Origin of the sequence: Pseudomonas azadiae, assembly GCF_019145355.1 — a bacterium.
In the GTDB taxonomy this organism is placed as follows: Bacteria; Pseudomonadota; Gammaproteobacteria; order Pseudomonadales; family Pseudomonadaceae; genus Aquipseudomonas; species Aquipseudomonas azadiae.
The window spans coordinates 2,123,545-2,149,643 of the sequence record NZ_JAHSTY010000002.1 but is presented as its reverse complement, the minus strand read 5'-3'; the positions used below and the strand labels follow the sequence as shown (position 1 = coordinate 2,149,643).

At 62.3% G+C, this 26,099-nt stretch carries 20 protein-coding genes; 11 read left to right on the top strand and 9 right to left on the bottom strand.

Translation table 11 applies throughout. The annotated features are described in order from the left end of the window. Positions 1 to 56: 56 nt before the first annotated feature. Both KVG91_RS26010 and KVG91_RS26005 read right to left on the bottom strand, forming a co-directional pair. Complete coding sequence (locus KVG91_RS26010; protein ID WP_225927055.1) at positions 57 to 2,483, bottom strand: TonB-dependent siderophore receptor; 2,427 nt, start codon at positions 2,481 to 2,483, stop codon at positions 57 to 59. A 108-nt stretch (positions 2,484 to 2,591) separates the two neighbouring features. Then, positions 2,592 to 4,244, bottom strand: a complete 1,653-nt coding sequence (locus KVG91_RS26005; protein WP_169374579.1) for a cyclic peptide export ABC transporter — start codon at positions 4,242 to 4,244, stop codon at positions 2,592 to 2,594. A 202-nt stretch (positions 4,245 to 4,446) separates the two neighbouring features. Here KVG91_RS26005 and KVG91_RS26000 point away from each other — a divergent pair, with 202 nt between their 5' ends. Then, entirely contained in the window at positions 4,447 to 5,277 is an 831-nt protein-coding gene (locus KVG91_RS26000) for a formyltransferase family protein (protein WP_169374578.1), read from the top strand. A gap of 342 nt (positions 5,278 to 5,619) precedes the next feature. Here KVG91_RS26000 and pvdO read toward each other — a convergent pair whose 3' ends face one another. The 3 genes from pvdO to pvdM are packed head-to-tail and all read right to left on the bottom strand — an operon-like array spanning position 5,620 to position 9,155. After that, a complete protein-coding gene (gene pvdO, locus KVG91_RS25995) occupies positions 5,620 to 6,480 on the bottom strand; it encodes a dihydropyoverdine dehydrogenase (protein WP_169378376.1) in 861 nt (286 codons plus the stop codon). 34 nt (positions 6,481 to 6,514) lie between these two features. After that, positions 6,515 to 7,786 carry a pyoverdine-tailoring periplasmic protein PvdN gene (gene pvdN / locus KVG91_RS25990; protein ID WP_169378377.1) on the bottom strand — a complete coding sequence of 424 codons (1,272 nt, stop codon included), beginning with the start codon at positions 7,784 to 7,786 and terminating at the stop codon, positions 6,515 to 6,517. 19 nt (positions 7,787 to 7,805) lie between these two features. Next, positions 7,806 to 9,155, bottom strand: a complete 1,350-nt coding sequence (gene pvdM / locus KVG91_RS25985; RefSeq protein ID WP_169378378.1) for a pyoverdine-tailoring dipeptidase-like protein PvdM — start codon at positions 9,153 to 9,155, stop codon at positions 7,806 to 7,808. 142 nt (positions 9,156 to 9,297) lie between these two features. Here pvdM and pvdP point away from each other — a divergent pair, with 142 nt between their 5' ends. The 5 genes from pvdP (at position 9,298) to KVG91_RS25960 (ending at position 15,250) form a co-directional block, all read left to right on the top strand. Then, on the top strand, positions 9,298 to 10,917 hold the full coding sequence (gene pvdP, locus KVG91_RS25980) for a pyoverdine maturation tyrosinase PvdP (RefSeq protein ID WP_169378379.1): 1,620 nt from the start codon (positions 9,298 to 9,300) through the stop codon (positions 10,915 to 10,917). Between the two features lie 202 nt (positions 10,918 to 11,119). After that, entirely contained in the window at positions 11,120 to 11,710 is a 591-nt protein-coding gene (locus KVG91_RS25975; RefSeq protein WP_169378380.1) for an antibiotic biosynthesis monooxygenase, read from the top strand. Beyond that, positions 11,707 to 13,545, top strand: coding sequence for an amidohydrolase (locus tag KVG91_RS25970; RefSeq protein WP_169378381.1), 1,839 nt, complete (start codon positions 11,707 to 11,709; stop codon positions 13,543 to 13,545). The genes KVG91_RS25975 and KVG91_RS25970 overlap by 4 nt, the downstream gene beginning before the upstream one ends. Positions 13,546 to 13,567: 22 nt before the next feature. Further along, complete coding sequence (ycaC, locus tag KVG91_RS25965) at positions 13,568 to 14,185, top strand: isochorismate family cysteine hydrolase YcaC (protein ID WP_169378382.1); 618 nt, start codon at positions 13,568 to 13,570, stop codon at positions 14,183 to 14,185. A 183-nt stretch (positions 14,186 to 14,368) separates the two neighbouring features. Then, a complete protein-coding gene (locus KVG91_RS25960; protein ID WP_169378383.1) occupies positions 14,369 to 15,250 on the top strand; it encodes a LysR family transcriptional regulator in 882 nt (293 codons plus the stop codon). On the opposite strand, the gene KVG91_RS25955 is transcribed toward KVG91_RS25960, so the two are convergent. Both KVG91_RS25955 and KVG91_RS25950 read right to left on the bottom strand, forming a co-directional pair. Then, a complete protein-coding gene (locus KVG91_RS25955; RefSeq protein WP_169378384.1) occupies positions 15,237 to 16,274 on the bottom strand; it encodes an AraC family transcriptional regulator in 1,038 nt (345 codons plus the stop codon). The genes KVG91_RS25960 and KVG91_RS25955 overlap by 14 nt on opposite strands. A gap of 1 nt (position 16,275) precedes the next feature. After that, positions 16,276 to 17,190: a GGDEF domain-containing protein gene (locus KVG91_RS25950; RefSeq protein WP_169378385.1), complete on the bottom strand. Its 915-nt coding sequence runs from the start codon at positions 17,188 to 17,190 to the stop codon at positions 16,276 to 16,278. Between the two features lie 547 nt (positions 17,191 to 17,737). Between KVG91_RS25950 and KVG91_RS25945 the strand changes: the two genes are divergently transcribed. The 5 genes from KVG91_RS25945 (at position 17,738) to KVG91_RS25925 (ending at position 24,240) form a co-directional block, all read left to right on the top strand. Continuing rightward, complete coding sequence (locus tag KVG91_RS25945) at positions 17,738 to 20,251, top strand: TonB-dependent receptor (RefSeq protein ID WP_169378386.1); 2,514 nt, start codon at positions 17,738 to 17,740, stop codon at positions 20,249 to 20,251. 144 nt (positions 20,252 to 20,395) lie between these two features. Continuing rightward, complete coding sequence (locus tag KVG91_RS25940; RefSeq protein WP_169378387.1) at positions 20,396 to 22,261, top strand: phytase; 1,866 nt, start codon at positions 20,396 to 20,398, stop codon at positions 22,259 to 22,261. A gap of 64 nt (positions 22,262 to 22,325) precedes the next feature. Further along, positions 22,326 to 23,018: a protein TolQ gene (tolQ, locus tag KVG91_RS25935; RefSeq protein WP_169378388.1), complete on the top strand. Its 693-nt coding sequence runs from the start codon at positions 22,326 to 22,328 to the stop codon at positions 23,016 to 23,018. 14 nt (positions 23,019 to 23,032) lie between these two features. Next, positions 23,033 to 23,479 (top strand): protein TolR, encoded by a 447-nt coding sequence (tolR, locus tag KVG91_RS25930; protein WP_169378389.1) that lies wholly within the window; start codon positions 23,033 to 23,035, stop codon positions 23,477 to 23,479. Next, the gene (locus KVG91_RS25925) at positions 23,476 to 24,240 is read left to right on the top strand and encodes an energy transducer TonB (protein ID WP_169378390.1); all 765 of its coding nucleotides are present in this window, start codon (positions 23,476 to 23,478) and stop codon (positions 24,238 to 24,240) included. Before tolR ends, KVG91_RS25925 begins: the two co-directional genes overlap by 4 nt. A 477-nt stretch (positions 24,241 to 24,717) precedes the next feature. Here the strand turns inward: KVG91_RS25925 and KVG91_RS25920 are convergent, their stop codons facing one another. Both KVG91_RS25920 and KVG91_RS25915 read right to left on the bottom strand, forming a co-directional pair. Then, positions 24,718 to 25,065 (bottom strand): hypothetical protein, encoded by a 348-nt coding sequence (locus KVG91_RS25920; RefSeq protein ID WP_217894953.1) that lies wholly within the window; start codon positions 25,063 to 25,065, stop codon positions 24,718 to 24,720. A 144-nt stretch (positions 25,066 to 25,209) separates the two neighbouring features. Beyond that, positions 25,210 to 25,932 (bottom strand): pirin family protein, encoded by a 723-nt coding sequence (locus tag KVG91_RS25915; protein WP_169374403.1) that lies wholly within the window; start codon positions 25,930 to 25,932, stop codon positions 25,210 to 25,212. Positions 25,933 to 26,099 lie beyond the last annotated feature (167 nt).

Here is a 26,099-nt window from a genome sequence, read left to right as displayed (position 1 = left end):
ATGGGCATGAAAAAGCCCCTGGTCATGCGGCGACCAGGGGCTTTGGGTGTTGCGGGTCAGAAGTCGTAGCGGGTGGTGACCATGAAGTTGCGTGGGTCGCCAGGGTAGGCGGAATCATAGAAACCGATGTTGGTGTAGTAGTGCTTGTCGAACAGGTTGTTGACGTTGAGAGTAGCCGACAGGTTCTCGGTCACTTGGTAACGGGTCATCAGGTCAACCAGCCAGTAGGGTTCCTGGGTGAATTTTTCAGAGCGTCCGCCGCCGGGGTAGCCCCAATTCCTGACGGTTTGCCAGCCCGCGCTCTGCCAGCGTGCACCACCGCCGACGGTGAGTTTGTCCAGGTTTCCTTTGAGTTTGTAAGTGGTGTAGAAGCTGACTTGGTCTTCCGGCTCCCAGGTGGAGACCTTCTTGCCGTCATCATCGCGTGCGATCTTGTGGGTGTAGCCTGCCTGAAGCTGCCAGCCGGGGGTAAGCTCGCCCGAGATTTCCGCTTCGTAGCCTTTGGTCTTGCTCTTTGTGCCGACGTAAGCGGTGAAATCAGTGGTCGGAAGGGAGTTAAAAGCAGAATCGGTGACTGGGCGATTGGTCTCATGAACTTCGAAATAGGCCAGGCTAGAGTTCAAGCGACCCTCAAAAAACTCACCTTTGACGCCGAGCTCGTAGTTCTTGCCTTCATCGGGATCAAGCATCGTGCGCGTATTGTCGCGATACTCGGTCTGTGGTTTGAAAATCGTCGAGTAACTGGCATAGGCGGTGAAGTTTTCGTTGAGGTCATACGTCAGCCCCGCATAGGGGATGACTTTGCCGCTTTCCTCGCTGTCGCTGGTACCCGTGACCTGGTAATTGGCAATCCGAGTGCCAAGCAACAGATGCATCTCATCCGTCAGGCTGAAGCGTCCGGTGATATAGGTACCGGTCTGGCGAGTGGTCTCGTCATTGAATTTGGAGGGTGCACCCCACAGCGGCTCGATGGCTTCGCCATGCCAGTTATAGAAATCATAGGAGTTGTTGAAGTAGGTGACGTTGCCGCGGTAGTCCTTGCCTTTCCATCGCGAAGTCGACAGCGACTGGCCAATCACCAGCTCATGTTCGCGACCAAACAGGTCGAACGGCCCCGATGCGTAGACATCCAGGCTGTCGCTGGTGGTTTCGCCGGTGTACTTGCTGGCGAAGATCGAGCTGGCCGTGGCGGAGTCCTGGGATATGTAACCCAGAGGCGCGTCGTAGCCGTTGACTTGGTGGTTGTACTGGCCTTTGGTGACCCAGCCGTTATCGAAGTTATGCTCCAGGGTAGCAAATACAGTCCTGCTGTATTGCTGCCATGAGCCCCACTGAGGACCGTTGTTGAAAGAGCGGGGTAAGTCGAGTTTATTGCCGACGGCATCAAAAATAGTATGGGTGCCAGTCCAACTCGAGCCTTTGGGGTCGCTGTCCTGATAGTCCGCACCCAGGGTCAACAGGGTGTCGGGTGTCACGTCGATTTCAAGAATGCCGTAGTAAACCCCGGTCTTGCGGGAATAGTGGTCGAGGAACGACTTTTTGTCCTGATACGCCGCCACCGCGCGACCGCGTACGTTGCCGGTTTCGGTCAACGGGCCGCTGACGTCAACTTGTGTACGGTAGTTGTCCCAGGAGCCGGCGCCCAGTTCGATGCTGCTTTTGAATTCGGAGGTCGGCTTCTTGCGAATCAGGTTGATGGTGCCGCCAGGCGCTCCGGCCCCGGTAAGCAAGCCGGTTGCGCCCTTGAGTACTTCGACTCGGTCATAGATCGCCATGTCGGTCATGGTCTGGCCCGCCGAGTACTGGGCGTTGCGCAGGGTGGGAATGCCGTCGTACTGGAAGTTCTCGATGGAAAAACCGCGAGAATAGTAGTTGGTACGCTCGGTATCAAAGGTCGACACCGTGATACCCGGGGTGTGGCGCATCACATCGTCAATGGATTTGAGACCGAAATCATCCATCACCTGGCGCGTCACCACCGAGATCGATTGCGGCGTCTCCCGTGGCGTCAATACCAGCCGCGTTGCCGTGGCGATGGTGCCCGGGGTATACGAACCGGTGCCTTCCGTCACGGTGCCCAGTTGGTTGGCGGTGACCTGCGTGGCGCCCAGCTCCAGGCCTGAAGACGCGACCGCATTGATGGTCACCGCGTTGCCCTGCAGCGTGTAGTTGATACCCGTGCCCTTGAGCAGGGTACCGATGGCCTGGTTCGGCGCCTGCTTGCCTTTGACGACGGTGCTGGTTTTGCCCTGCACATCGGTTGGACTGTAGAGCACTTGCAGGTTGGTCTGCTGGCCGAACGCCTGCAGCGCCGTCGCCAACGGCTGCGCAGGTATGTCGATCTCGATCTCTTGGGCTTGCGCATAACCGGCCACGGGCAACGACGCCGCAAGGGCAAGGGCGCAAGGCTTGAGGTTGAAGTTCAGGGCCCGTCGCATCGATAGCGCTTTGCTCAGGGGGCTCAGACCGAGACGTACTGACATGGATGGTTTCTCTTCTATGTTTTAGTGGGCAGATGCTAAGTGTTTGTTGAGGCTGGTTCTCATTCCCACTAGTGAGACGTTCCTACCTGCAGAAACCGGAAAAGAAATTCACGCCGGCTCCATTTCATGCACCACCTTGCCGGCGCGCAGGCGCACCAATTGGTCGGCGATGTCGAAATAGCGGTCGTCGTGGCTGATCACGATGATGGTCTTGCCCAGGCGCTTGAGGTCCGGCAGCAGCTCTGTGTAGAAGACCCGGCGAAACGCCGGGTCCTGGTCGGCGGCCCATTCGTCGAACACCAGCACCGGGCGTTCTTCGAGCCAGGCATTGACCAGTGCCAGGCGCTTGCGCTGGCCGGTGGAGAGGTCGGTGGTGCTGAATACGCCGTTCTTGACGCTGACCTTGTGCGCGATTTCCAGGCGCTCGAGGTATTTAGCGGCGCTGTCCAGGGACTGGGTGGCACTGCCCTGGACCAGGTCATCGAACAGGTAGTAATCGGCGAACACCGTGGTGAACAACTGGCGATAGTCATCGCGCATCGGGTCGGTCACGGTTTCGCCGTTGAGGCGGATTTCGCCGGCCTGGGGTTGATACAGTCCCAGCAACAGTTTGATCAGGGTGGTCTTGCCGCAACCGTTTTCGCCGACGATAAACACGATATCGCCTTGCTTGATGCTCAGGTTGATCGGGCCCAGGTGGAATGGCTCGCTGCCTTCCACGGGGGGAGGGCTGTAGCTGACGCCGCGCAGCTCAAGGCTGTTCACCACGGGTGTTGGCGCTTCGCTGCCGTCCATCAGCAGGTGCGGCTCGGGGGACGAGAAGCGTTCGGACAGTTCGGTAATGCGCGCAAAGGCAATGCGCGCCTTGCCGATGATGGGCAAGTAACCCACCACATGTTCCAGCGGGCCTTTCATGTACAGCAGCACCAGCACGAAGCCGGTGATCACTGCAGGGTCCGGGTTCGGGTTGTAGGCTTGCATGGCGAGGGCCAGGCCGATGACCACGAAGAACAACATCGAGCCGAAGGTCTTGGCGACGATATAGATGTTCACCGAGCGCACCTGGATGTCGCTGATACGATCGGCGGTTTCCTGGATGCGGTGGGTGTTCATGCGGTAGCGGCGCGGCCGGTGGATGCGCAATTCCTTGGCGCCCGAAGCGATTGCCGAGTAGTAGCGCTGCAGCTCGTCTTCCTGATCGCGGGCCTCGTCGAAGCCGCGAATACCCTTGTGCCCGGCGATGAACTGCACACTGCTGCCAATGACGATGGCGACGACCATCATCAGGAACATCGGCACCGACAGGTACGCCAGGTAGCCCAGGCAGCCGAGCGTCACCGTGGTCGCGATGGCCAGCGGGGTGAACGCGAAGGAAAAGTCACTGATGGTGTCGACGTCATGGGTCAGTACCGGAATCAGCCGGTGCGAGCGATATTGCTCGATCTGCTCGATGGGCGCCGACAGCACTTTTTCGCCAAGATCCTTGCGCAGGGCGGCAATGATCCGCTGCCCCACGTAGTTGGTGCCGATGTCGGACACAATCGAACTGGTCAGCGCCAGCACACACAAGGCTGCAAACGTCAGGATCACCCCCTGCGTCATCCCGGTGGAGGAGTGCAAGGCGTTATTGATGGTCGCCAGCAGCAACGTGATCGCCAGGCCACCGGCCATGCCCAGGGCAACGGAGACGCTTACGATGGTGCGAAAGGGCCTGAGCAATGCGAGCAGGCCTTTGAAGGCGCCGCGCTTGGGGTCGGTCATAAATACTTCCCGGAATAATGAAAAAGAGGGGGGCTGGGCACACAGACCCTTACCCATGACAAACGAAGGATTGGCGCGACTATTTAGCGCCGCGTGCCCGGCGGTGACGGTGGCGGATAAATTGCGCGGGGGCTGGTTCGTTCTTGTGGTGTAGGCGCACGCGTATCGGCGCGTGCCTGATCTATCCAGCGAGAGCGAAACAATGACGAAAAAGAATCTGGTGTACGTGTGGTCGCTGCGCAATGCCGCGGCCGACAAGGCCGGGCAGCCGGTGGCCTACAAGGACCACGAGCGCTACATGATGTCGGTGCTCGAATCCCTGGCGGGGGCGTTGAACGACACGCCGCTGGGCGAGGCCTACAACCTGGTGGGCGTGGTATACGACGATGACGAGCAGAACCCGCGGGACCAGCAGTTGGTCAGCGATTACGGTTTTGCCTACAAGCCGGGCCGCCAGTGGCTGTACCCGGCTGACCTGCGGGTGCAGGGGCGGCTGGTCAATGATTTGCTGCTGAGCGTGCCGTCCACCTACCGGCGCCTGCCACGGGGCAGCGCGCAACACATCGCCGGCAAGCAGGATTTCGAGCGTCGCCTGCACGACACGCTGGTGGAATTGAAGGCCGATATCGTGGTGCTCGACGGTTTGCTGGTGATCCTGGACGAGCTGGTGCGCCCCGGTGCACCGTTTGCACGTCGCATCATGAACATCCACCCGGGCATTACCCGCCTCGAATCGCCTTACGAGCGCCGTGGCGCCTATGCGACCTGGAACGCGTTGTACGGTGCGCGGGGGCAAACGGTGGTGGATTGGGCGACCAAGGCGACCCAGCCGTCGGAACCGCTGTACCTGACCGGTGCCTCTTTCCATTACGTGGACAACGGGATTGATTCGGGCGAGGTGTTCCACGACGTGCTCAAGACCGAGATCTCGCCGGACGACACCATCCTTGAATTACGCTGGAACAACTTCAACAACAGCCTGTTCCCGGCGTTGCATGAAGGGTTGGCGTTGTTGGCCAGGCAAGATGCCTAAAGCGGGCACGGTTTAAAACTGTGGGAGCTGGCTTGTCGGGTCGCCGTATCGCTGCGATGGCGGTGGGTCAGCAACCCAAATGTGACTGACAGACCGCTATCGCAGCATAGGTATCTACACATCTTTGTAGTGAGCGGGCTTGTCCCGCGCTGGGTGGCGAAGCCGCCCCAATAAAGGCATCGCCGAGCTTCAGGTAGAATCCGGTCGCCTGGTTTTGGGCGGCTTCGCCACCCAGCGCGGGACAAGCCCGCTCACTACAGGGAGATTTTTCGGTCGTTGAGAGTTGTGTAGATACCTATGGCCATCGCAGGCAAGCCAGCTCCCACATTGAGCGGTGTCGTCTTAAAGATCGCGCGCAACCCTGAACCCGATCCAGTCCCCGCGCGTCTGCGGGTAGATGGTGTTGCGGTTGCCCGAGCGCGAGAACACCGGCGCTTCGCCCCAGTCATTGCCACGAATCATGTAACCCTCGCAATTGGCCTCCGTCCACGCACTGCCGTCGGTGGGCGCGCCGATGTAGCTGGCGTGTTCGCAATCGGCGACCCGCTCGTAGACGTTGCCATGCATGTCGTACAGGCCAAAGGCATTCGGCGGGTAACTGCCCACTGGCGATGAGTAGCTATAGCCATCCGCGGGGCCGTAGGTGTTGGCGTGTCCGGCGATGCTGTAGCCCTTGCCCTCGTCGAACGGAAACGGGAACGGCCCGGTAGAGCCGGCCCGCGCGGCGTATTCACGCTGGGCTTCGCTGACCATGCGGTACGCGTGGCCGGTCTTTTTCGACAGCCAGGCCACGTACTGCTTGATGTCGTCCATGTCCATGCACACCGCCGGCTGGCGCGGGCCCTGGGGGTAGCGCGGCTTGCTGGCGATGCATTCGCGGCCGGGGCGGGTGTCGCCATCGGCGATCTTCACGCCGGTCTGGCGCACATAGCTGTCCCATTCACCGGCAGTGACATGAAAACGGCTCATGGCGAACGGCTTGGCGAAGGTCACTTCGTGCATCGGGCCTTCATCCGGCTCGCGGCCGACTTCATCGTCCGGCGTGCCCATGGTGAAGGTGCCGGCGGGCAGCACTACCATTTCCGGGCAGTCCTTGCAGTCCTTGAACACTTTGCCGGGTTGCGGCGCGGCGGCCTGGGCCAGGCTTGGCAGTAACGCGCCGCACAGGGCTGTCAGGGCCAATGCCGTGAGGGGTTTGTTCATGGGGTCCTCTCATTCAAAATGGAAAAGGTGTGCATTACGCACGCTGGCGCAGCAAGGTCATGAAGCGCTGGATCTCATCGGATGAATTGAGCAATCCGGGCGCGGTGCGGATGACCGGGCCGACATCACGGTCTACCGCGTCGATCACCACGCGGTTTTTCATCATGTAGGCCGCCACGGCATCGCTTTCCTGGCCCTTGACCCGAAAGAAGGTGAAACCGGCGGACAGTTCGGCGCTGCGCGGGGTGACCAGTTCGATGTTCGGCTGTGCCAACAGTTGGTCTTTGAGTTCGGCATTGAGCGCATGGATGCGCGCCTGCACCTGTGCCTTGCCCAGTTGCAAGTGCAGCTTGAAGGCCTCGTCCGCCGCCCAGCGATGCTCGAAGGCGTGGTAACCGCCGGGCGTCATGATGGTGGCGAAGTCCTTGTCTTCGGAGAAGGTCGGCACCATCGGTGTCACGTATCTGTTTTGCGGGTCGCGGGCGCAGACCAGCCCGGTGCCGCGCGGGCCGAACATCCATTTGTGGGTGCCGGCGATGAAAAAGTCGCAGTGCATGCCCGGGAAGTCGAGGTTCTCCACGCCGAATCCATGCACGCCGTCCACCACGTAGAGGATGCGGTCCTTGTCGTCACGGTTGCGGTTGTGTTCGTCCACCAGCGTGCCGATCTCGCCGATGGGCAGCTTGACGCCGCTGCCGGACTGCACCCAGGTCATGCCGAGCACGCGGGTGTTGGGGCGAATGTGGCGCTGGAGGTTGCCCAGCACCTCGTCGGCGGAAACGCGGTTGGCGCTTTCGAACAGCTTGATCCGGCGCACCTGGGTGCTTTCCTTGAGTGCGCGATAGTCCAGCACGTTCTGCGTGGCGTAATGCTCGTGGACGCTGGTGAGGATTTCCTGGTCGGGCCGCACCTTGATCCCGCCATAGATCATCGCCAGGCCTTCGGACGTACTGCCGGTCAGAGCGATTTGCGCCGGGGCGGCCTTCAAGTAGCGGCCGGCCCATTCGCGCACCTGGCCTTCACGCTTCCAGGTTTCCTGCAGGTCCCAGTCCATGGCCAGCCCTGGGTTGCGGTCGATCTGCGCGCGGTAGCGCTCAATGGCCTCGCGTACCGGCTTGGGGTGTGAAGCCACCAGGAAGTTGGAAAAGTGCAGGTAGTCCGGGTCCTGGTTGAACAACTGTTTGAAGCCGGTCCATGGGTCATCGGTGGGGGCGGCGGCACGTGCCTGCGGTAGCAGGGCGGCGCCCAGTGGCAGGCTGGCGGCAAATACTGCGGCTTGCTTGAGGAACGTACGGCGCTCGGTCATGGACGTTCTTTCTAAGGGGTTAGCGGTTGGCCAATGGCTTGGCGGCTTTTTGAACCTGGTCCCACACGCGCAGGAAGTTACCGCCCCAGAGTTTGGCGATGTCGGCTTCGGAGTAGCCGCGCTGAATCAGTTCGGCGGTGACGTTGCGTATGTCGCCGACGTTCTCCCAGCCCTGGAGGCCGCCGCCGTCGTTGAAGTCCGATGAGATGCCGACGTGATCGATACCGATCTTGCGCACCGTGTAGTCGACGGCGTCGCCCCAGTCCTTGAGGGTCGCCTTGGGCTCTTCTTCAAGGATGCCGTACAGGCCCTGGGCATACTCGCCGAACTTGTGCTCCGGCCAGGCGGCAATGATTGCGTCGCCCGGCATCAAGGCCATGGCCAGGTTGGGCAGGGGAGGCAGGTCGAATCGCGCGCGCAGGGCGTTGAGCTTGTCCTGGGTCGGCTGGCTCAAGGGGCGCAGGTAGGCTGGGAAGCCCACTACCTGAACCACGCCGCCACTGTTCCTGATCAGTTGCAGTTCCTTGTCGCTGAGGTTGCGCGGGATATCCACCGATGCACGTGGCGCCGAGTGGGACGCGACCATCGGCGTGCGGCTCAGTTGCGCCACTTGTTCCAGGGCCTTGGTCGACATCTGCGACACATCGATGATCACGCCCAGGTCATTGAGGCGCTGCACGGCTTGCTGGCCAATCGGCGACAAGCCCTCGAACGCGTCCGGTGAGTCATTGAAAAACGGCAGCGGGCGCGATGAATCGGACCAGGCGTTGTTGCCGATATAACTGAAACCGAACATACGCATGCCGCGTGCAGCCCACAGGTCCAGCTGGTTCAAGTCATTGCCCAAGGGATAAGCATTGAGCATGCTGATAAAGATCGCGAACTTGCCTTCGCCATGCAGGCGGCGAAAATCGTCCGGGGTGTAGGCGATGCCCACCTGGTTGGGAAAGTCGCGCACCATGCCGGAGATAATCTTGAAGCGCACCTCTTGTTCATGGCGGGCTTCTTCGACAAAACCGTCGGTGGGCTTGTGCGGGGCGTTGGGGCCGTTCCAGATTTCCGGCCAGCCGAAAATCGTCAAGGCCGCGCCGGACAGCCGGCCGCGCGCCGCCTTGGCCAGGTCGAACTGGCCGCTGCCGTCCTTGTCGGCCTCGTTATCGACGCCGCCGAAATCCAGGGGCACGGTGATATGGCTGTCGAACGACAACAGGCGATCCTGCATCTCGTTGGCCTGCTTGATCACCTCCAGCGGATAACCGGCGTTGCCCCTGAACCAGTGATCCCAGGCCAGGAAGCCGGCTGCGGCGCCAATGGCCAGTGCCAGCGGCAGGCCGATATACAGCGCCTTTTTCGAACGTGGTTTTGTCATCGCCATCTCAGTCAGTTGAGGCCTTTGCTATCAGGGAAGAACGAGTGCCGGTCGGAGAAATTTAGGTGGGCGGCCAGGCGCGGTAAATTTCCCCGGCCTGCAAACGTTCTAGCTCTGATCAAGCCGTTTCCTAAGGTAGACAATGACCATCTCTCGACGTGGGTTCATCGCAGGCCTGGCGCTGACTGGCGCGGCGGTGCCCGTGGCCTTTTATGCCCATCGCGAGCTGACGCGTGAGGCGTTTCCCATTACCCCGGGCGAAGCCACGGTGGACCTGGCGGATACCGACGGCCAGCACTTGGCGAACACCTTGCGGGGCGTCTGGAGCCTGCGCCTGGAAGGGCGCGATGCAGGCCTCAAGGGCTTGCCGTTGCAGGGCCTTGAGTTGCTGCTCGACATCGCCCCGCGTGGCCGCGGCTTGCGCGGTTACCTGGACACCGCCGAGCACTTGCGCGCCGAGGGCGAGCCCCGCTACCGCGTGCTCGGTGACCTGACGGGCAAGGGCGCCGTGCTCTACTGGCGGCTGATCGACCGCGACTCGGTCGACGGCATACCCGCCTATGAATTCAAGATGACCCTGGATGAAGTCTGGGCCAACTTTGCCAATGCGGGCAGCGGCACCCTCAGTGGGCAGATCCTTGACCTGGACCGGCCGCTGGCGCTGGTCGAGCGCGACAACCGTTTCATTGCCCACAAGCAGTTGTTTCCCGAAGCGCGCGAACGCATCGGCCTCAACCCGACCCTGCTGGCCTGGCTGATTTCCCCCGAACACCGCCTGTTCCACCAGCTGTGGCACGCCACGCGCGACCAATGGCACAAACTCTCTGAAGAAAAACGCGACGCCCTGCGCGGCATCGGCTGGCAACCCGGCCCACGCGGCCAGGAGCGCGACGCCCGGGGCGAGCGTAAAGACCGCAATGGCTCGGGCATCGATTTCTTCTTCATGCACCGGCACATGCTCGGCACCGCGCGCTCCCTGCAGGCGATTGCGTCGTGGCCGCAATTTCCCGAGCCACAACCGGCGCTGGAGCGTGATCGCCTGGGTTTCCTGCGTTATTTCGACAACCACGACGGCTTCGCCTTGCCGCCTACCTGGTCGGCGCCGGATGACAGCGAGTACACCCAGTGGGTCAGCGACATCAAGGCCGCTGAGACCTACCACAGCAATTTTCAGGTCTGGGAGTCCCAGTATCGCGACCCTCGCTACCTGTCCAGGCTGACGCTGGGGCAGTTGGGCTCGGAAATGGAATTGGGTCTGCATGACTGGCTGCACATGCGCTGGGCCTCGGTACCCCGTGACCCCTCCAACGGCGCGCCCGTGCCCCTTGCCCGCGACCCGTCCGACTTTGCCGCGCGCTGGTATGCGCCTGAAAACGACTTCCTCGGCGACCCGTTTTCTTCCCACGTCAACCCGGTGTTCTGGCATTTCCACGGCTGGATCGACGACCGCATCGAAGACTGGTTCCGCGCCCATGAACGCTTCCACCCCGGCGAAGTCAGGCGCATGCAGGTCAACGGCGTCGCCTGGTTCGCGCCGGGGCGCTGGGTGGAAGTGGGCGACCCCTGGCTGGGGCCGGACACCCATGGTTGCAGCACCACGCCGGGGCTGCAGAGGGGGCGCACGCTGGAAATGGACCCGGAAACCATGAAGCTTGCGCTGCGTATCACCTTTGGTGCCGAGGAGAATGCGCTGCAGGGCTTGTTCAAGCGCGTGCCGAAACGGCCCTGGTATGCGCGGCACCTGAAATTGAAGCCCGCCTAGATCCCTTGTGGGAGCTGGCCTGCCTGCGATGGCATCAACTGGGTGTGCCTGATGTACCGAGGTGTCCGCATCGCAGGCAAGCCAGCTCCTACAGAAAAGCCGGTACGCAAAACAGCCCAAACAGCACGTACATCCAATTTTCTCAACCCGCGTCCACGGCACACTCCCTCATCGCTGAAATATCAAGGCAGAGGGACACCCCATGGACCCAGCAGCAAAACCAGGCCCCGACGAAGTCGTCACCCTGGTGGTCAAGCACCTGATCAGACAAGGCCAGGAAGCCAATTATGAAGCCTGGCTACGCCGCATCGTGCGCATCGCCGGTGGGCGTCCCGGCCATCTCGGTGTCGATGTGGTGCGCAGCAAACAAGGCAAGCTGGCGCTGTTTACCTGCGTACTGCGCTACCGTTCGACCACCGACCTGGAAACCTGGCTCGACTCCCCCGACCGCAAGACGCTGATCGCCGAAGCCGCCCCCATGCTGGCCGACGGCGACAACACCGAAATCGGCGCGGTCAACGAGTTCTGGTTCTCGCCCCTGGCCGACAGCGCCGCCAAGCCGCCGCGCTGGAAGCAGGCGGTGGTCAGCCTGTTCGTGATTTTGCCGCAGACCTTGCTGCTGCCTTTCATCTGGGGCCCGATCCTGCGGCTCCATCCGTTTCTCTCCAACTACGTGGTCTCCACCTTCCTGGTCACGCTGACCATCGTCCTGCTGGTGGTCTACCTGCTGATGCCGGCGGCTACCCGCCTGTTCGCTCCCTGGCTTGAAGCCTCTGTAAAGGAAACCCTATGAACGCCGATCTGATTCTGTTCAATGGCCAGTTCCACACCGTGGACCGTGAAAACCCGCGCGCAACCGCCGTCGCCATCAGCCAGGGGCGCTTTGTCGCCGTGGGCACCGACGGCGAAGCCATGGCCCTGCGGAGCAGCGGCACGCAGGTCATCGACCTCAAGGGCCGCACGGTCATCCCCGGCCTCAACGATTCGCACCTGCACCTGATTCGCGGTGGCTTGAACTACAACCTCGAACTGCGTTGGGAAGGCGTGCCGTCCCTGGCCGATGCCCTGCGCATGCTCAAGGAGCAGGCCGATCGCACCCCCACGCCGCAGTGGGTCCGCGTGGTCGGTGGCTGGAACGAATTCCAGTTCGCTGAAAAACGCATGCCGACCCTGGAAGAACTCAACCAGGCCGCGCCGGACACGCCCGTGTTCGTGCTGCACCTGTATGACCGCGCCTTGCTCAACCGTGCCGCCCTGCGCGTGGCCGGCTATACCAAGGACACGCCAAACCCGCCGGGCGGCGAGATCGTGCGTGACGGCAACGGCAACCCCACCGGCATGCTGGTGGCGCGACCGAACGCGATGATCCTGTATTCGACCCTGGCCAAGGGCCCGAAACTGCCGCTGGAATACCAGGTCAACTCGACCCGCCAGTTCATGCGCGAACTCAATCGCCTGGGCCTCACCAGCGCCATCGATGCCGGCGGTGGTTTCCAGAATTACCCCGATGACTACGCGGTGATCGAGCAATTGGCCAAGGACCAACAGTTGACGGTGCGCATCGCCTACAACCTGTTCACCCAGAAGCCCAAGGAAGAACTCAGCGACTTCAAGCACTGGACCGGCAGCGTCACCCTGCACCAGGGCGATGACTACCTGCGTCACAACGGCGCCGGCGAGATGCTGGTGTTCTCCGCCGCCGACTTCGAAGATTTCCTTGAGCCGCGCCCCGACCTGCCGCTGACCATGGAGCAGGAGCTGGAACCGGTGGTGCGTCACCTGGTGGAGCAGCGTTGGCCGTTCCGTTTGCACGCCACGTATGACGAGTCCATCTCGCGCATGCTCGACGTGTTCGAGAAGGTCAACCGCGACATTCCGTTCAATGGCCTGCCATGGTTCTTCGACCATGCCGAAACCATCACCCCGAAAAACATCGAGCGTGTCCGTGCCCTCGGCGGCGGTATCGCGATCCAGGACCGCATGGCGTTCCAGGGCGAATACTTTGTCGAGCGGTACGGCGCCAAGGCGGCCGAAGCCACGCCACCGATCAAGCGCATGCTGGCCGAAGGCGTGCCGGTAGGGGCGGGCACCGACGCCACGCGGGTGTCGAGCTACAACCCGTGGACTTCGCTGTACTGGATGGTCAGCGGGCGCACCGTCGGCGGCCTCGAACTGCACGCCGAGGGCCTGCCGCGCCTGACCGCACTGGAACTGTTCACCCATGGCAGCGCCTGGTTCTCGTCCGAGCAGGGCAAGAAGGGCCAGATCAAGGTCGGGCAGTTGGCGGACGTAGCCGCGCTGTCGGCGGACTTCTTCAGCGTCGATGAAGAGGCCATCAAGTGGATCGAATCGGTGCTGACCGTGGTCGGCGGCAAGGTGGTGTATGGCGTCGGCGACTTCGAAGACTTCGCGCCGCCGCGCGTGCCGGTGCTGCCGGACTGGTCGCCGGTGGTCAAGGTGCCGGGTCACTGGCGTCCGACTTCAGCGTTGCAAGCTCAAGTACACCACTGCAGCGGCCCCTGCGGCGTGCATGCCCACAGCCATGAAAAAGCCCGTCTTTCCAGCGTGCCGGTCAGCGACTTCCAGGGGTTCTGGGGCGCGTTTGGCTGCTCGTGCTTTGCCTTTTAATCAAAACCAAAGGAGTTAACCCATGACTTACTCGCGCTTGAACAAAGATGACGCCGTCGTACTGTTGGTCGATCACCAGACCGGCCTGATCTCCCTGGTACAGGATTTCTCGCCGAACGAATTCAAGAACAACGTGTTGGCCCTGGCCGACGTCGCCAAGTTCTTCAACCTGCCCACCATCCTGACCACCAGTTTTGAAAGTGGCCCTAACGGCCCGTTGGTTCCGGAACTCAAGGCACTGTTCCCGGACGCGCCGTACATCGCCCGCCCTGGCCAGATCAACGCCTGGGACAACGAAGATTTCGTCAAGGCCGTCAAGGCGACCGGCCGCAAGCAAATCATCATTGCCGGTGTGGTCACCGACGTATGCGTAGCGTTCCCGACGCTGTGCGCCCTGGCCGAAGGCTTCGAAGTGTTCGTGGTCACCGACGCCTCCGGCACCTTCAACGAAACCGTGCAACAAGCTGCCTGGGCACGCATGACCGCCGCCGGTGCGCAACTGGTGAACTGGTTCTCCGTGGCCTGCGAACTGCAAGTCGACTGGCGCAACGATATGGAAGGCCTGGCCAACCTGCTGTCGCCGCGTATTCCCAACTATCGCAACCTGATGAACAGCTACTCGGCGTTTACGGCCAAGTAAGCTGCTTCAGAAAACACCGCATTACCCCTGTGGGAGCCGGGCTTGCCCGCGATAGCGGTATGTCAGTCGACAGCAATGGTGACTGACATACCGCTATCGCAGGCAAGCCAGCTCCCACATTTTGTTTTGTGGTGTGCCTGCTTTCAGGCTATAAAACCGGACACTGTCCACCGAGAAGCGACAATGAACCCCTTCGAAGACATGCGCCTGTTCTGCCAGGTCATGGAATCCGGCAGCTTCACCGCCGCCGCCGAGCAGTTGGGCCTGTCCAAGCAGTTCGTCAGCCGCCGTCTGATCCAGCTGGAAGACCGTCTGGGCGTGCGCCTGCTCAACCGTTCCACGCGGCGCCTGGACGTCACGCCGCTCGGCCAGAGTTATTACGAATCCGCCTTGCGCCTGCTCGGTGAAGTCGAGCAAGTGGAGCAAGGCATCGCCGGCCAGAACAGCGAGCCACGCGGCACCATCCGCCTCAGCGCGCCGTTGTCGTTTGCCATGGCGCATCTGGGCTGCCTGTTGCCGTTGTTTTTGCAGCGTCATCCCCAGGTGTCGGTGGAGGTCGACCTCAGTGACCGCCCCGTGGACCTGATCGGCGAAGGCTATGATTTGGTATTGCGCATCGGCACCCTGGAAGATTCCACCCTGATCGCCCGCCGTATCGCCAGCATTCCACGGGTGTACTGCGCCAGTCCCGAGTACCTGGCCCTGCGCGGCACGCCGCTCAAGCCCGATGACCTCGCCGACCACGACTGCCTGCCCTATGGCCACGGCCGCCAGGTGCAATGGCGCTTCAAGGGCAAGCTGCAGGCGCTGAATGTCAGCGGGCGCATGCGCGTGAACAACGGCGACCTGCTGCGCGACACCGCCATCGCGGGATTGGGCGTAACTTACCTGCCGACCTTTATCGTCGGCGATGCGCTCAAAGACGGGCGCCTGGTCAGCGTCCTGGACGATTTCGCCCCCGAAGCGCTGACGCTGTCGGCGGTGTATCCGCAGCACCGGCAAAGCTCGCGGCCGGTGCAGGCGCTGGTGGATTTCCTGCGCGAGCGCCTGGCTAGCGGCTGTTGAAGAGCTGGCGGATCAGGTTTGGCGTGCTGCCGGTCCAGCGCTTGAATGAGCGTCGAAAGTTGGCCGCATCGTTGAAGTTCAGGTACGCCGCCACTTCGTCGTTGCTGTAGCCCTTGACCTGATACAGGTGCAGCGCCACCTGCTTGCGCACCCGGTCCACCTGTTGCTGGAAACCGGTGTCATGCTTGTGCAACTTGCGCTTGAGCGTGGCCGGGCTCATGGCGAAGGCGTTCGCGGCCTGTTCCAGGCTGGGCGGTTGGCGCACGTGTTCGCGCAGGTAATCGTAGAGGCAGTCGAGAAAGCTTGCGGCAAAGCCCAGTAGCTCAATCTGCTCGCGGGCGTGTTGGCGCGCCACTTGGCCGGCGGTGGCCGAAGCGCCTGGCCAGGGGCGGGTGAGGTATTGGCGCGGGATGCTCAGCATGTCCAGCGGCCGCTCGAAGCGCGTCTCTTCGCCCAAGTGCACCCAATACTGCTCGACGTAACGCGGCTCGGCATGGCTGAAGCTGCACACCCACGGTAAGCGCTCGCCGCTCAGCCATTGGCTCATGGCGACCAGCGAGGTCATGCTGGCTTCCAGCAAAAAGCGCCAGTGCTCACCGGCCCCGCAACTGTCCTGCCAGTACAGGTAGGCATGGTGCTCATCCAATTCCATTTGCAGCGTGACCAACGGGCTGAGCAGCACCTGCTGCTGGATCAGGATATCCAGGGCCTGGTGCAGGTTCTGCGCATGGCCCAGGGCGTGACTGGCGGCGCCGTAATAGCCGGGCAGCAGACGCTGGCCGAACAGGAAGCTGCTGTCGTCGGCATCCAGTAACTTGCGGCTGTTGCCGATCAGGCCGAAGAACTGCTGCGGGCTCAATCGTGCCTGGCCGGCCAGGATATCCTCGTGGAACAGCCCGGTGCCGCGCAGCAGGCGGTGGCTGTCAATATCCCGGGACAAGGCCAGGTCGATCAGCGTGGCGGGTTGATAGTGCCCTGGAATGAAGCGGCTGTCGGCTTCGTACCAGCTGGTTTTGACGGCCATCTCAGGCGCTTTTCGCCAGCGGTTGCTTGGCCCTGGCCAGTGCCAGGTTGAGGCGTTTGAGCAGGTCGTGTGGCGGCTCGTTCAGCGCCATGACCACTGCGGTGGTGGCCGCCAATTGCAGGCGTTCGCCCTGTTGCCGGGTTTTGTGGGCCAGGCCGCTGACCGCTTGCTGCAACTCCAGCGCCAGCTCCTTGGCGTGACGCTCGCCGGTGTTGGGCAACAGCACCACAAATCGATCACCGGCCAGGCGACACAGCAGGTCCTGGCGACGCAGGTTCAGCAACAGCAAATGGCTGAGGGCCTGCAACACCGCGTCGCCCTCGGCGTGCCCGTAGGCCTGGTTGATGGCGGCGAAGTTGTCCAGGTCCAGCGCCAGCAGCGACAGCGGCCGCTGCTGCTCCTGGCTGTCTTGCAGGCTCTCGGCCAACTGGCGCTTGAGGTAATCGGCGCCGGCCAGCGGTGTGAGTTTGTCGAACAGCCGATGCTCGCGAAACAGGCGCTCGCGCTTTTCCATTTGCGCACTGATCGCCAGTTGCTCACGGTGCCAGTGATAGATGCCGATGGTCAGCAGCACCATGCCCACCGGCATCGGCCCGGACTCCAGCCAGTGGTCCCAGGTGATGCTGTCGGGCAGGCGGATGAATTCGTCGAGGCTGTCGATCCACCAGGAGAAAAAGATGCACGACAGGCCCAGGGCCAGGTAGTTGGTGACGCGCCCGGCGGGGCGGCTCTTGAGCACCAGGCCCAGCCAGACCAGGGCGAGCAGGGCTGAGCCGCCTTCACCGAAGATATCCAGCCACACCCATTCGCTGACGCTTTTCAACTCGCCGCAGGCCAGGTGCAGGATCAGCCCGAGGTTGGCGGCGATCAGCAGCAGCGAGAGTTTCCAACGGTGGGGTTTGAGCACGGAAAACATGGCCGCGAGTCCTTGGGTGATCCAGTCGTGGCCGACAGCACAGCAGATGGATGTGACGGTTGGATGACGCTGGCGAGGGGTCGAATCAGCTCATGGCAGACCTGCAATTTTCAGCCAGACACAGATCCACTGTGGGAGCTGGCTTGCCTGCGATAGCCATAGGCATCTACACATTTGTAGTGAGCGGGCTTGCCCCGCGCTGGGTGGCGAAGCCGCCCCAAACCAGGCGGATTGGGTTTGTCTGAAACTGCGCGGTGTCTTTATTGGGGTGGCTTCGCCACCCAGCGCGGGACAAGCCCGCTCACTACAGGGAGATTTTTCAGCCTTTGAAAGTTGTGTAGATACCTATGGCTATCGCAGGCAAGCCTGCTCCCACAGATTAACCGAGGTCATTTCAGCTCATTTGTGTGTTCTGTGCCCCTCAAAACCCCGGTTTAGGGGCCTTCCCGCCATCCCCTGTCACAGAACCGTCATCCCCCACCCCTAGCTTGCCCTCCCAGTTGCCGGGCCTCTTGCCTGGCGCGAACGGATTCTTGGGGAGGACTGCATGTACAAGCGCACCGGGCTCGTCGGCTTCACGCTTACTGCCTTGGCCCTGGCGATTGCCAGCGAGCGGCTCAACGCGGCCGAGGTGGCCAACACCGAGCACGTTGAAGTGGTCGGCCAGGCGGCGGCCATTGACCAGGCGCTTAGAGAGCAGCGCAGCGCGGACAGCATCAAGAGCGTGGTGCATGCCGACGGCGTGGCCCAGTTGCCGGATGAGAACGTCGCCGAAGCGGCGCAGCGCCTGCCCGGCATCAGTGTGGAACGCGACCAGGGCGAAGGGCGTTTCGTCAGCGTGCGCGGCCTGGGCCCGGACCTCAACAGCGTGACCATCAACGGCACCCTCGTACCGGCCCCGGAAAGCGCGCGCCGCGCCGTGGCCCTCGACGTGCTGCCCTCGGAGCTGGTGCAGTCGCTGTCAGTGATCAAGACCCTCACCCCGGACATGGACGCCAACTCCCTCGGCGGCACGGTCGACGTGCAGAGCCTGTCGGCCTTCGACCACAAGGGCCTGTTCTACACCGGTAGCACCGAAGCCAGCTACGACAAGAACAGCCGCCAGACCAGCCCGAAATTTTCCGGCGCCGCGAGCAACCGTTTCAGCCTTGGCGACGGCATCGACAACTTCGGCGTGGCCGCAGCCTTGAGCTGGCAAAAGCGTGACTTCGGCTCGGACAACGTCGAAACCGGCGGCGCGTGGGACTTCAGCAATGGCGCCAAGCTCAATGAATTCGAACAGCGCGACTACGACATCAGCCGCGAACGCGCGGGTGGCGGCCTGAACTTCGACTACAAGCCCGATGACCTCAGCAGCTATTACCTGCGCACCCTCTACAGCCGCTACACCGACACCGAGACCCGCAACTCCACCAGCATCAAGTTTGCCGACCCGCTGGCAGCCGGCGAACTGGGCGACGCCGAAGCCAAGCGCAAGCTGAAAAACCGTGAGGAAACCCAGGAAATCCAATCCTACGTGTTTGGCGGCGAACGCATGCTCGGCCTGTGGACCTTGAGTGGCCAGGCCGGCTACAGCCAGTCCAGCGAAGACAGCCCGGCGCACCTCGCCGGTGCGACTTTCGAGGGCGGCGACTTTGCAGGCAGTGGCTTCTATGACAAGGACAAGCCACGCCCGATCATTGGCAGTGGCTTTTACGACGCCCGCAATTTCAGCCTCGACAAGGTCGACTGGGAAAAACAGAACACCCGGGATACCGAGAAAAACCTGCGCCTGGACCTGGCGCGCGACTACGATTTGAGCGGCTACGCCTCCCAGGTGAAGTTCGGCGGCAAGGTCAGCCGTCGCAACAAAGACAATGACCTGGAAGCCTGGGTCTACGAAGACTTCGACAGCCTGGGGTTGACCGCCGAGCAACTCAACCTCAGCCGGTTCCAGAAGGGCAGTGTTGACTACCGCCTGGGCAACTACGGCCCAGGCATCAGCCCTGGCGGCATCAAGCAGCTGATCGGCAACCTCGACGCCGCTGACTTCTATGACCAGACCGAATCCCGGGTCAATGACTTCACCATCCGCGAGGACATCAACGCCGGCTACCTGATGAACACCCTCGATATCGACGACTGGCGCTTTATCGCCGGCCTGCGCTACGAGGGCACCGAATTCGAAGCCAAAGGCACCGGCGCCACGGACGGCGTATTCACCGCCACCGAAACCAAGCGCCGCTATCACCACTGGCTGCCCGGCCTGCACGCACGCTACCAGATCGACAAGAACACCCAGGTGCGTGCCGCCTGGACCAAATCCGTGGTGCGCCCGACCTTTGGCCAGTTGGCGCCGGGGTTTGTGATCGACGATGACGAAGCCACCTTCGGCAACCCGGACCTCAAGCCCCTGGAGTCGAGCAACCTGGACCTGGGCATCGAACACTTCATGGGCCGCGCCGGTACCGTGTCGGCCTTCGTGTTCTACAAGGACATCCAGAACTTCGTCTACAACACCGACGTGGCCGGCACCGGGGCCTGGACCAACTTTTCCGAAGCCCACACCTACGCCAACGGCGACAGCGCCAAGCTCTACGGCCTGGAGCTGGCCTACTCACAGAAGTTCGATTGGTTGCCCGCGCCCTGGAATGGTGTGCTGATCGGTGCCAACAGCACGTTCAGCCGCTCCAGTGCGGATATAGAAGGCTTCGACGCGGCCAGCGGCGCGAATCGCAAACGCAATATCAGCCTGCCCAACCAGTCCGACACCGTCGGCAACCTGATGCTCGGCTGGGAAGACGACAAGCTCAGCCTGAGGCTCTCTGCCAACTACAAGTCGGCCTATCTCTACGAATTGGCCTCGATCAACGACAAGGCTCACGACCTGCATGTGGATGCGCAGACGTTCGTCGATTTCAGCGCGCGCTACTCCCTGAGCAAAAACCTGCAAGTGAGCTTTGAGGCGCAGAACCTCACCGATGAGTCGTACTTCGTCTACACCGGCCATCGAAGCTACAACGGCCAGTACGAGGAGTACGGCCCCACCTACAAGGTGGGCCTGACCTTCACCCATTTTTGACGCGCACCCCATTTCAAACTGTGGGAGCTGGCTTGCCTGCGATGGCGGTGGGTCAGCTTGCAGCTCTGTTGCTGATAAACCGCCATCGCAGGCAAGCCAGCTCCCACAGTTGATCGTCACTGTATTCGAAGGATGTGTTTGTTCATGAAGATTTCCCAGCTGTATGTGCTGATCGCTTTGGCAACCTGTGGCCAAGCCCTGGCCGCCGATTTACCGCTGACCCCTTGGGCCCCCAACCTGAACGCCGAGGCGGTGGCTTTCCTGCCGGGCAGCACTGATCGCCTCGCCGCCGGCATCCGCGACGGCCTGCAATGGCTCGACAGCACGGGCGCCGAGCGGGCGCGGCTGCCGGGCAGTTTCAGTAGCCTCGACAGCCGTGCCGCCGGCGCCCAGGTGCTGGTCGCCAGCCTCGACAACAATCGCCAGCAAGCGCTACTGGTCAGTCTCGATCCATCGACCAACACTTTTGGCACACCGCTGTACCTGCCCGCCCGCGATTACCCGGTTAACGGCCTGTGCCTGTACCGCGACGGCGCGGCCAACCTGTTTGTGTTCCTGGTAGGCGAGGAGGGCAAGGGCGAACAATGGCTGGTCGGCAACGCCGCGACCCTGTTGAGCGAGCCGCAACGGGTACGTGGTGTACCGCTGCCGCCCTCGGCGCAGTTCTGCCAGGTGGATGACGCGACGAACCAGTTGCTGGTCAATGAACAAAACGTCGGCTGGTGGGCCTACCCGGCGCACCCGGAGGCCGAGGTAAAACGCACCCCCGTGGCACTGTTCGACACCCCCGAGCGCGAAGCCGGCGCCATGGCGCTGGTGCCGGGTGGCGTGGTGACCCTTGATCCGAAAACCGCTCGACTGCACCTGTTCCAACACACCGGCCAGCGGTGGGTCGAACACGCCAGCCTGACGCTGCCCGGCCTCAAAGAGCCTGAGCAACTGGCTATCAACGGCCAGCACGTGCTGGTGCGTGACGACGACACCGGCAGGTTTTACCAGGGCACGCTCAACTGGCAGGCCAAGCCCGTGACGGCCGAAGCGGTGCTGCCGGAAGTCGCCGCTGTGCGCCAAACCGATCCGGTTGGTCGCCAGGGCGATGCGGCGGATGACCCGGCGATCTGGATTCACCCCGAACAGCCGCACAAAAGCCGCGTACTCGGTACCAACAAGAAGCAGGGCCTGCTGGCCTACGACCTGGACGGCAAGCTGCTGCAGGAGCTGGCGGTCGGTCGCCTGAACAACGTCGACGTGCGCCCCAACTTCAAGCTCGGTCAGCAGACGGTGGACCTGGCGGTGGCGAGCAACCGCGATCGCAACAGCCTGAGCCTGTTCAGCATCGACCGGCAAAGCGGCGAGTTGCGCGAGGCCGGTGAAGTGCCAACGCCGCTTAAGGAAATCTACGGCATCTGCCTGTTCCAGCCCGCCAGCGGCGAACTCTACGCGATTGCCAACGGCAAGGATGGCACCTTCCTGCAATACCGCCTGAGCGCGCCGGATGGCCGTGTGCGCGGCGACTTGGTGCGCCGGTTCAAGGTCGACAGCCAACCTGAAGGCTGCGTCGCCGACGACCAGCGCCAGCGCCTGTTCCTGGGTGAAGAAGACGTCGGCGTCTGGGCGGTGGATGCGCGCGCCGATCAGCCGGCCACGCTTACCAGCGTGATCAAGGTCGGCCCGCAACTGCATGCGGACGTCGAAGGCCTGGCGTTGTACCAGAGCACTGCGCACGACTACCTGGTGATCTCCAGCCAGGGCAATGACAGCTACCTGGTGTTGGATGCCGAACCACCCTTCGCTTCCCGCGGTGCCTTTCGAGTCGGCCTGAATGCCGCCGCCGCGATCGACGGCGCATCGGAAACCGATGGCCTGGAAGTCACCGCCCTCAACCTCGGCGGCCCCTGGGGCAAAGGCCTGCTGGTGGTACAGGACGGGCGCAAGCGCATGCCCGAGCAAACCCAGAACTTCAAGTTCGTGCCGTGGGCCGAGGTGACCCGCGCGCTGAAGTTGCCGTGAACCGTCATCACCCGGTCATTACTTTTTAATCACTGCACGTTAAAACGCAGAGGAGGCATCAACCATGCACGCGACGATGGAACATATGACGATCTGGGGCCTGATCAGTGACGCCAGCCTGTTGGTCAAGGCGGTGATGGTCACCTTGCTGTTGGCATCCTTGCTCAGTTGGTACCTGATTATCCAGCGCGGCAGTGTGCTGCGGCGCCTGGAACGCCAGTTGAATGGCTTCATGCAGCGCTTTCGCGCCGGCCCCGACTTGCAGGCGCTGTACCGCGAGACCGTGCAGGCGGGCGAGGGGGGCATTGCGCCGATCTTCATCGCGGGGATGCAGGAATACCAACACCTGCACAGCCATGATCCAGCGGCGCTGGAAGGTGTGGAGCGGGCTTTGCAGGTCGCGATCACCGAACAGGAAATCGAGTTGGAAAAGGGCCTGCAATTTCTCGCCACCGTGGGCTCGGTCAGCCCCTACATCGGTTTGTTCGGCACGGTATGGGGCATCATGAATTCCTTTATTGGCTTGTCCCAGGTGCAACAGGCCACGCTGTCGACGGTCGCGCCAGGCATCGCCGAAGCTCTGATCGCCACGGCGATCGGCTTGTTTGCAGCGATTCCGGCGGTGATCGCCTATAACCGCTTTGCGGCGCGCAGCCAGACCCTGCTCACCCGTTACTACGCCTTCGGCAATGAACTGCAAGTGCGCCTGCATCGCGCCCTGAGCGGCACGCCGATCAACCTGGCCGCGGCCGCCTGAATTGGAGCGATCCCATGTTAGTAAGGCCGCAACGCAAGCACGGGCCCAAGGCCGAGATGAACGTGGTGCCCTACATCGACGTGATGCTGGTGCTGCTGGTGATCTTCATGGTCACCGCGCCGATGCTCACCCAAGGCATAAAGATCGAACTGCCTAAAGTGGCCGCCGAGGCGCTGGCCACCGACACTCGCCAACAGATCCTTACGTTGTCGGTGAAAGCCGACGGGGGTTATTACTGGAACCTCGGCGGTGAACTCGATACCCGGCACCAGACCGACAGCGCCGTGACCCTCGACGAAATGGGCGCCAAGGTCATGCAGGTGGTGGCGGCGCGCAGTGACACCCAGGTGTATATCCGCGCCGACGAAAACGCCGGCTACGGTCGCGTGGTCGCGGCCATGGCGGTGTTGCAGAAGGGCGGTGTGAGCAACCTGGGGCTGGTGACCGAGGCAGCGCAATGACGGCGATGATCACGCACGGCCCGGCACGAACGATGGCGCCCCGGGCGACGTCCGGGTTGTGCAGACACAGCGTGGCAGCGAGCCTGGCGGTTATGCTGCATGTGGGCGTGCTGGCGGCCCTGATGGTGGAGTGGTCGGCGGAAAAACCGCCGGTGCAAGCGCCGAGGGTGATGCATACCCAATTGGTGATGCTGCCGCCGGCTCCGGCTCCGGCTCCAGCGCCGGAACCAGTTGCGGTCGCGCCAACCCCGGAGCCCGTCGCCGTTCCTGCCCCCGTGAAGCCCACTGTCGACCCGCAGATCCAGGCGCAAAAACTCGAGAAAGCCGCGTTGACGCGCAAGCGGGTCGAGCAAAAGAAGCTCGAGCAGCAGCAGGAAAGGTTAGCCAGCGAACAGCAAAGTCGCGAGCTGGAGCAACAACGCCAGGCCCGGGAACGCCTCGCCGCCGAGCGCGCACGTCCCGCTCCCGCGGCGGCCACCCCTGCATTCGACAGCCGCCAATACCAGCCCTTGAGCAAGCAAGCGCCGGACTACCCCGAGCGTGCGCTGGACAAGAGCATCGAAGGCGATTGTTCGGTGGAGTACACCGTCAACACCCAGGGCCGCGTGGAAAACCCCAAGGTGCTGGAGGGCTGCCATCCGTTATTCATGCGGCCTTCACTGGCGGCCGCGAATACCTTTCGCTACCAGCCAAGAATGGTCGATGGCAAGCCCGTTCCTGTGCCGGCGGTGCGCAATACGTTCCACTACCGCATTAAATGAACTGTCTTTACCGACACCAAACCGTGTGGGAGAGGCCTTGCTCACCGCGGTCAAAAGGTGGGAGCTGGCTTGCCTGCGATAGCGGTGGGTCAGTCAGCAGTTTATTTCCTGATAGACCGCTATCGCAGCATACGTACCTACACAACTTTCAAAGGCTGACAAATCTCCCTGTAGTGAGCGGGCTTGTCCCGCGCTGGGGGGCGAAGCCGCCCCGTACCAGGCGACTTGGATTTATCTGGAACTCGGCGGCGCCTTTATTGGGGCGGCTTCGCCACCCGGCGCGGGGCAAGCCCGCTCACTACAAATGTTCGCACGTCCTCGAAAAAGATGTGTAGATGCCAATGACCGTCGCAGGTAAGCCAGATCCAGCGTCCCAGGCGGCATTCCCACGTGGAGCGGTGGTTCTATATCTAAAATCGAAGGCGAAAAAAAACCGGCTGATCAGGCCGGTTTGGGGTTCCCGCAAGCTGCGCGGGGTTAAGCGTTGTTACCCTGCAGACGGTCAGCGCCACCTTCGGCCAGACCGCGTTCCTGCAGACGGTCAGCGCCACCTTCGGCCAGACCGCGTTCCTGCAGACGGTCAGCGCCACCTTCGGCCAGACCGCGTTCCTGCAGACGGTCAGCGCCACCTTCGGCCAGACCGCGTTCCTGCAGACGATCAGCACCGCCTTCGGCTATACGACGCTCCAGCAGGCGGTCGGAACCACCCTCGGCCACACGACTTTCAATCAGACGATCCGAACCGCCTTCAGCGACGACCGGGTGAGCGAATGCGTTTGCAGCAAGTACCGAGAAAGCAAGGCTAAGCAAGATTTGGCGTTTCATGAGGGTGTGCTCCGAGTGTTTAAGTTGGGTGTCTCTGGTATGGGTTTGATGTTACGCGTTGCAGTTTTTTAGAGAACTTCATTGGGCTGATGGTGACTATCGACGCCAGCGATAGCCCGTTTTCGCGGGCTATCGCAGGGCCGGTCATGGCATCTGCGGCCGTTCATGCGGGCGCAGGTCGAACACCAGCACCTCGGCGTCTTCGCCCTGGCTCAGGCGGATCTGGCGCTCATCGCGCACGCGGGCGCCGTCGCCTTCCTGCAAGCGCTGCCCGTTGACTTCAACGCTGCCACGGGCCACGTGGATGTATGCATGGCGATCCGGCGGCAGGTCCAGGGTCGCGGCTTCGCCGGCATTGAACAGCCCGGCATACACCCGCGCCTCCTGGCGCACGGTGAGGGAACCGTCGTGGCCGTCCGGCGAGATGATCAACTGCAAGCGTCCACGTTTCTGCGCTTCGCTGAAGTGCTCCTGTTGATAGCGCGGCTCGGCGCCGGCCACGGCGGGCACGATCCAGATCTGCAGGAAGTGCACGCCACGACTTTGGCTGTGGTTGAATTCGCTGTGGGCCACGCCGCTGCCGGCGCTCATCAGTTGCACATCGCCAGGGCGGATCACCGAGCCGGTGCCCAGGGTGTCCTTGTGCTCCAGTGCGCCTTCGAGCACATAGGAGAAGATTTCCATGTCGCGGTGCGGGTGCTGGCCGAAGCCTTTGCCGGCAGCGACGCGGTCATCGTTGATCACCAGCAGGTCGGAAAAACCCTGTTCATCCGGGTTCCAGTAGTTGGCAAACGAGAAGGTGTGGAACGACTTCAACCAGCCGTGATTGGCGGCGCCGCGTTCGGAAGCTTTGCGAAGGGTCAGCATGGTCTTGTCCTCAAGTGGGAGCGGGCTGCGACATGCAGGGCTCCGGCGTTGAGAAGAAGATTAATGGTTATCGTGATATTCATTAAGAAGCTTGAATCTGAATTACTGTCTCTTATTAGTTGACAGTCAGCAACGTGGCATAATGACCGCCGCCCCCCCTTTGACGG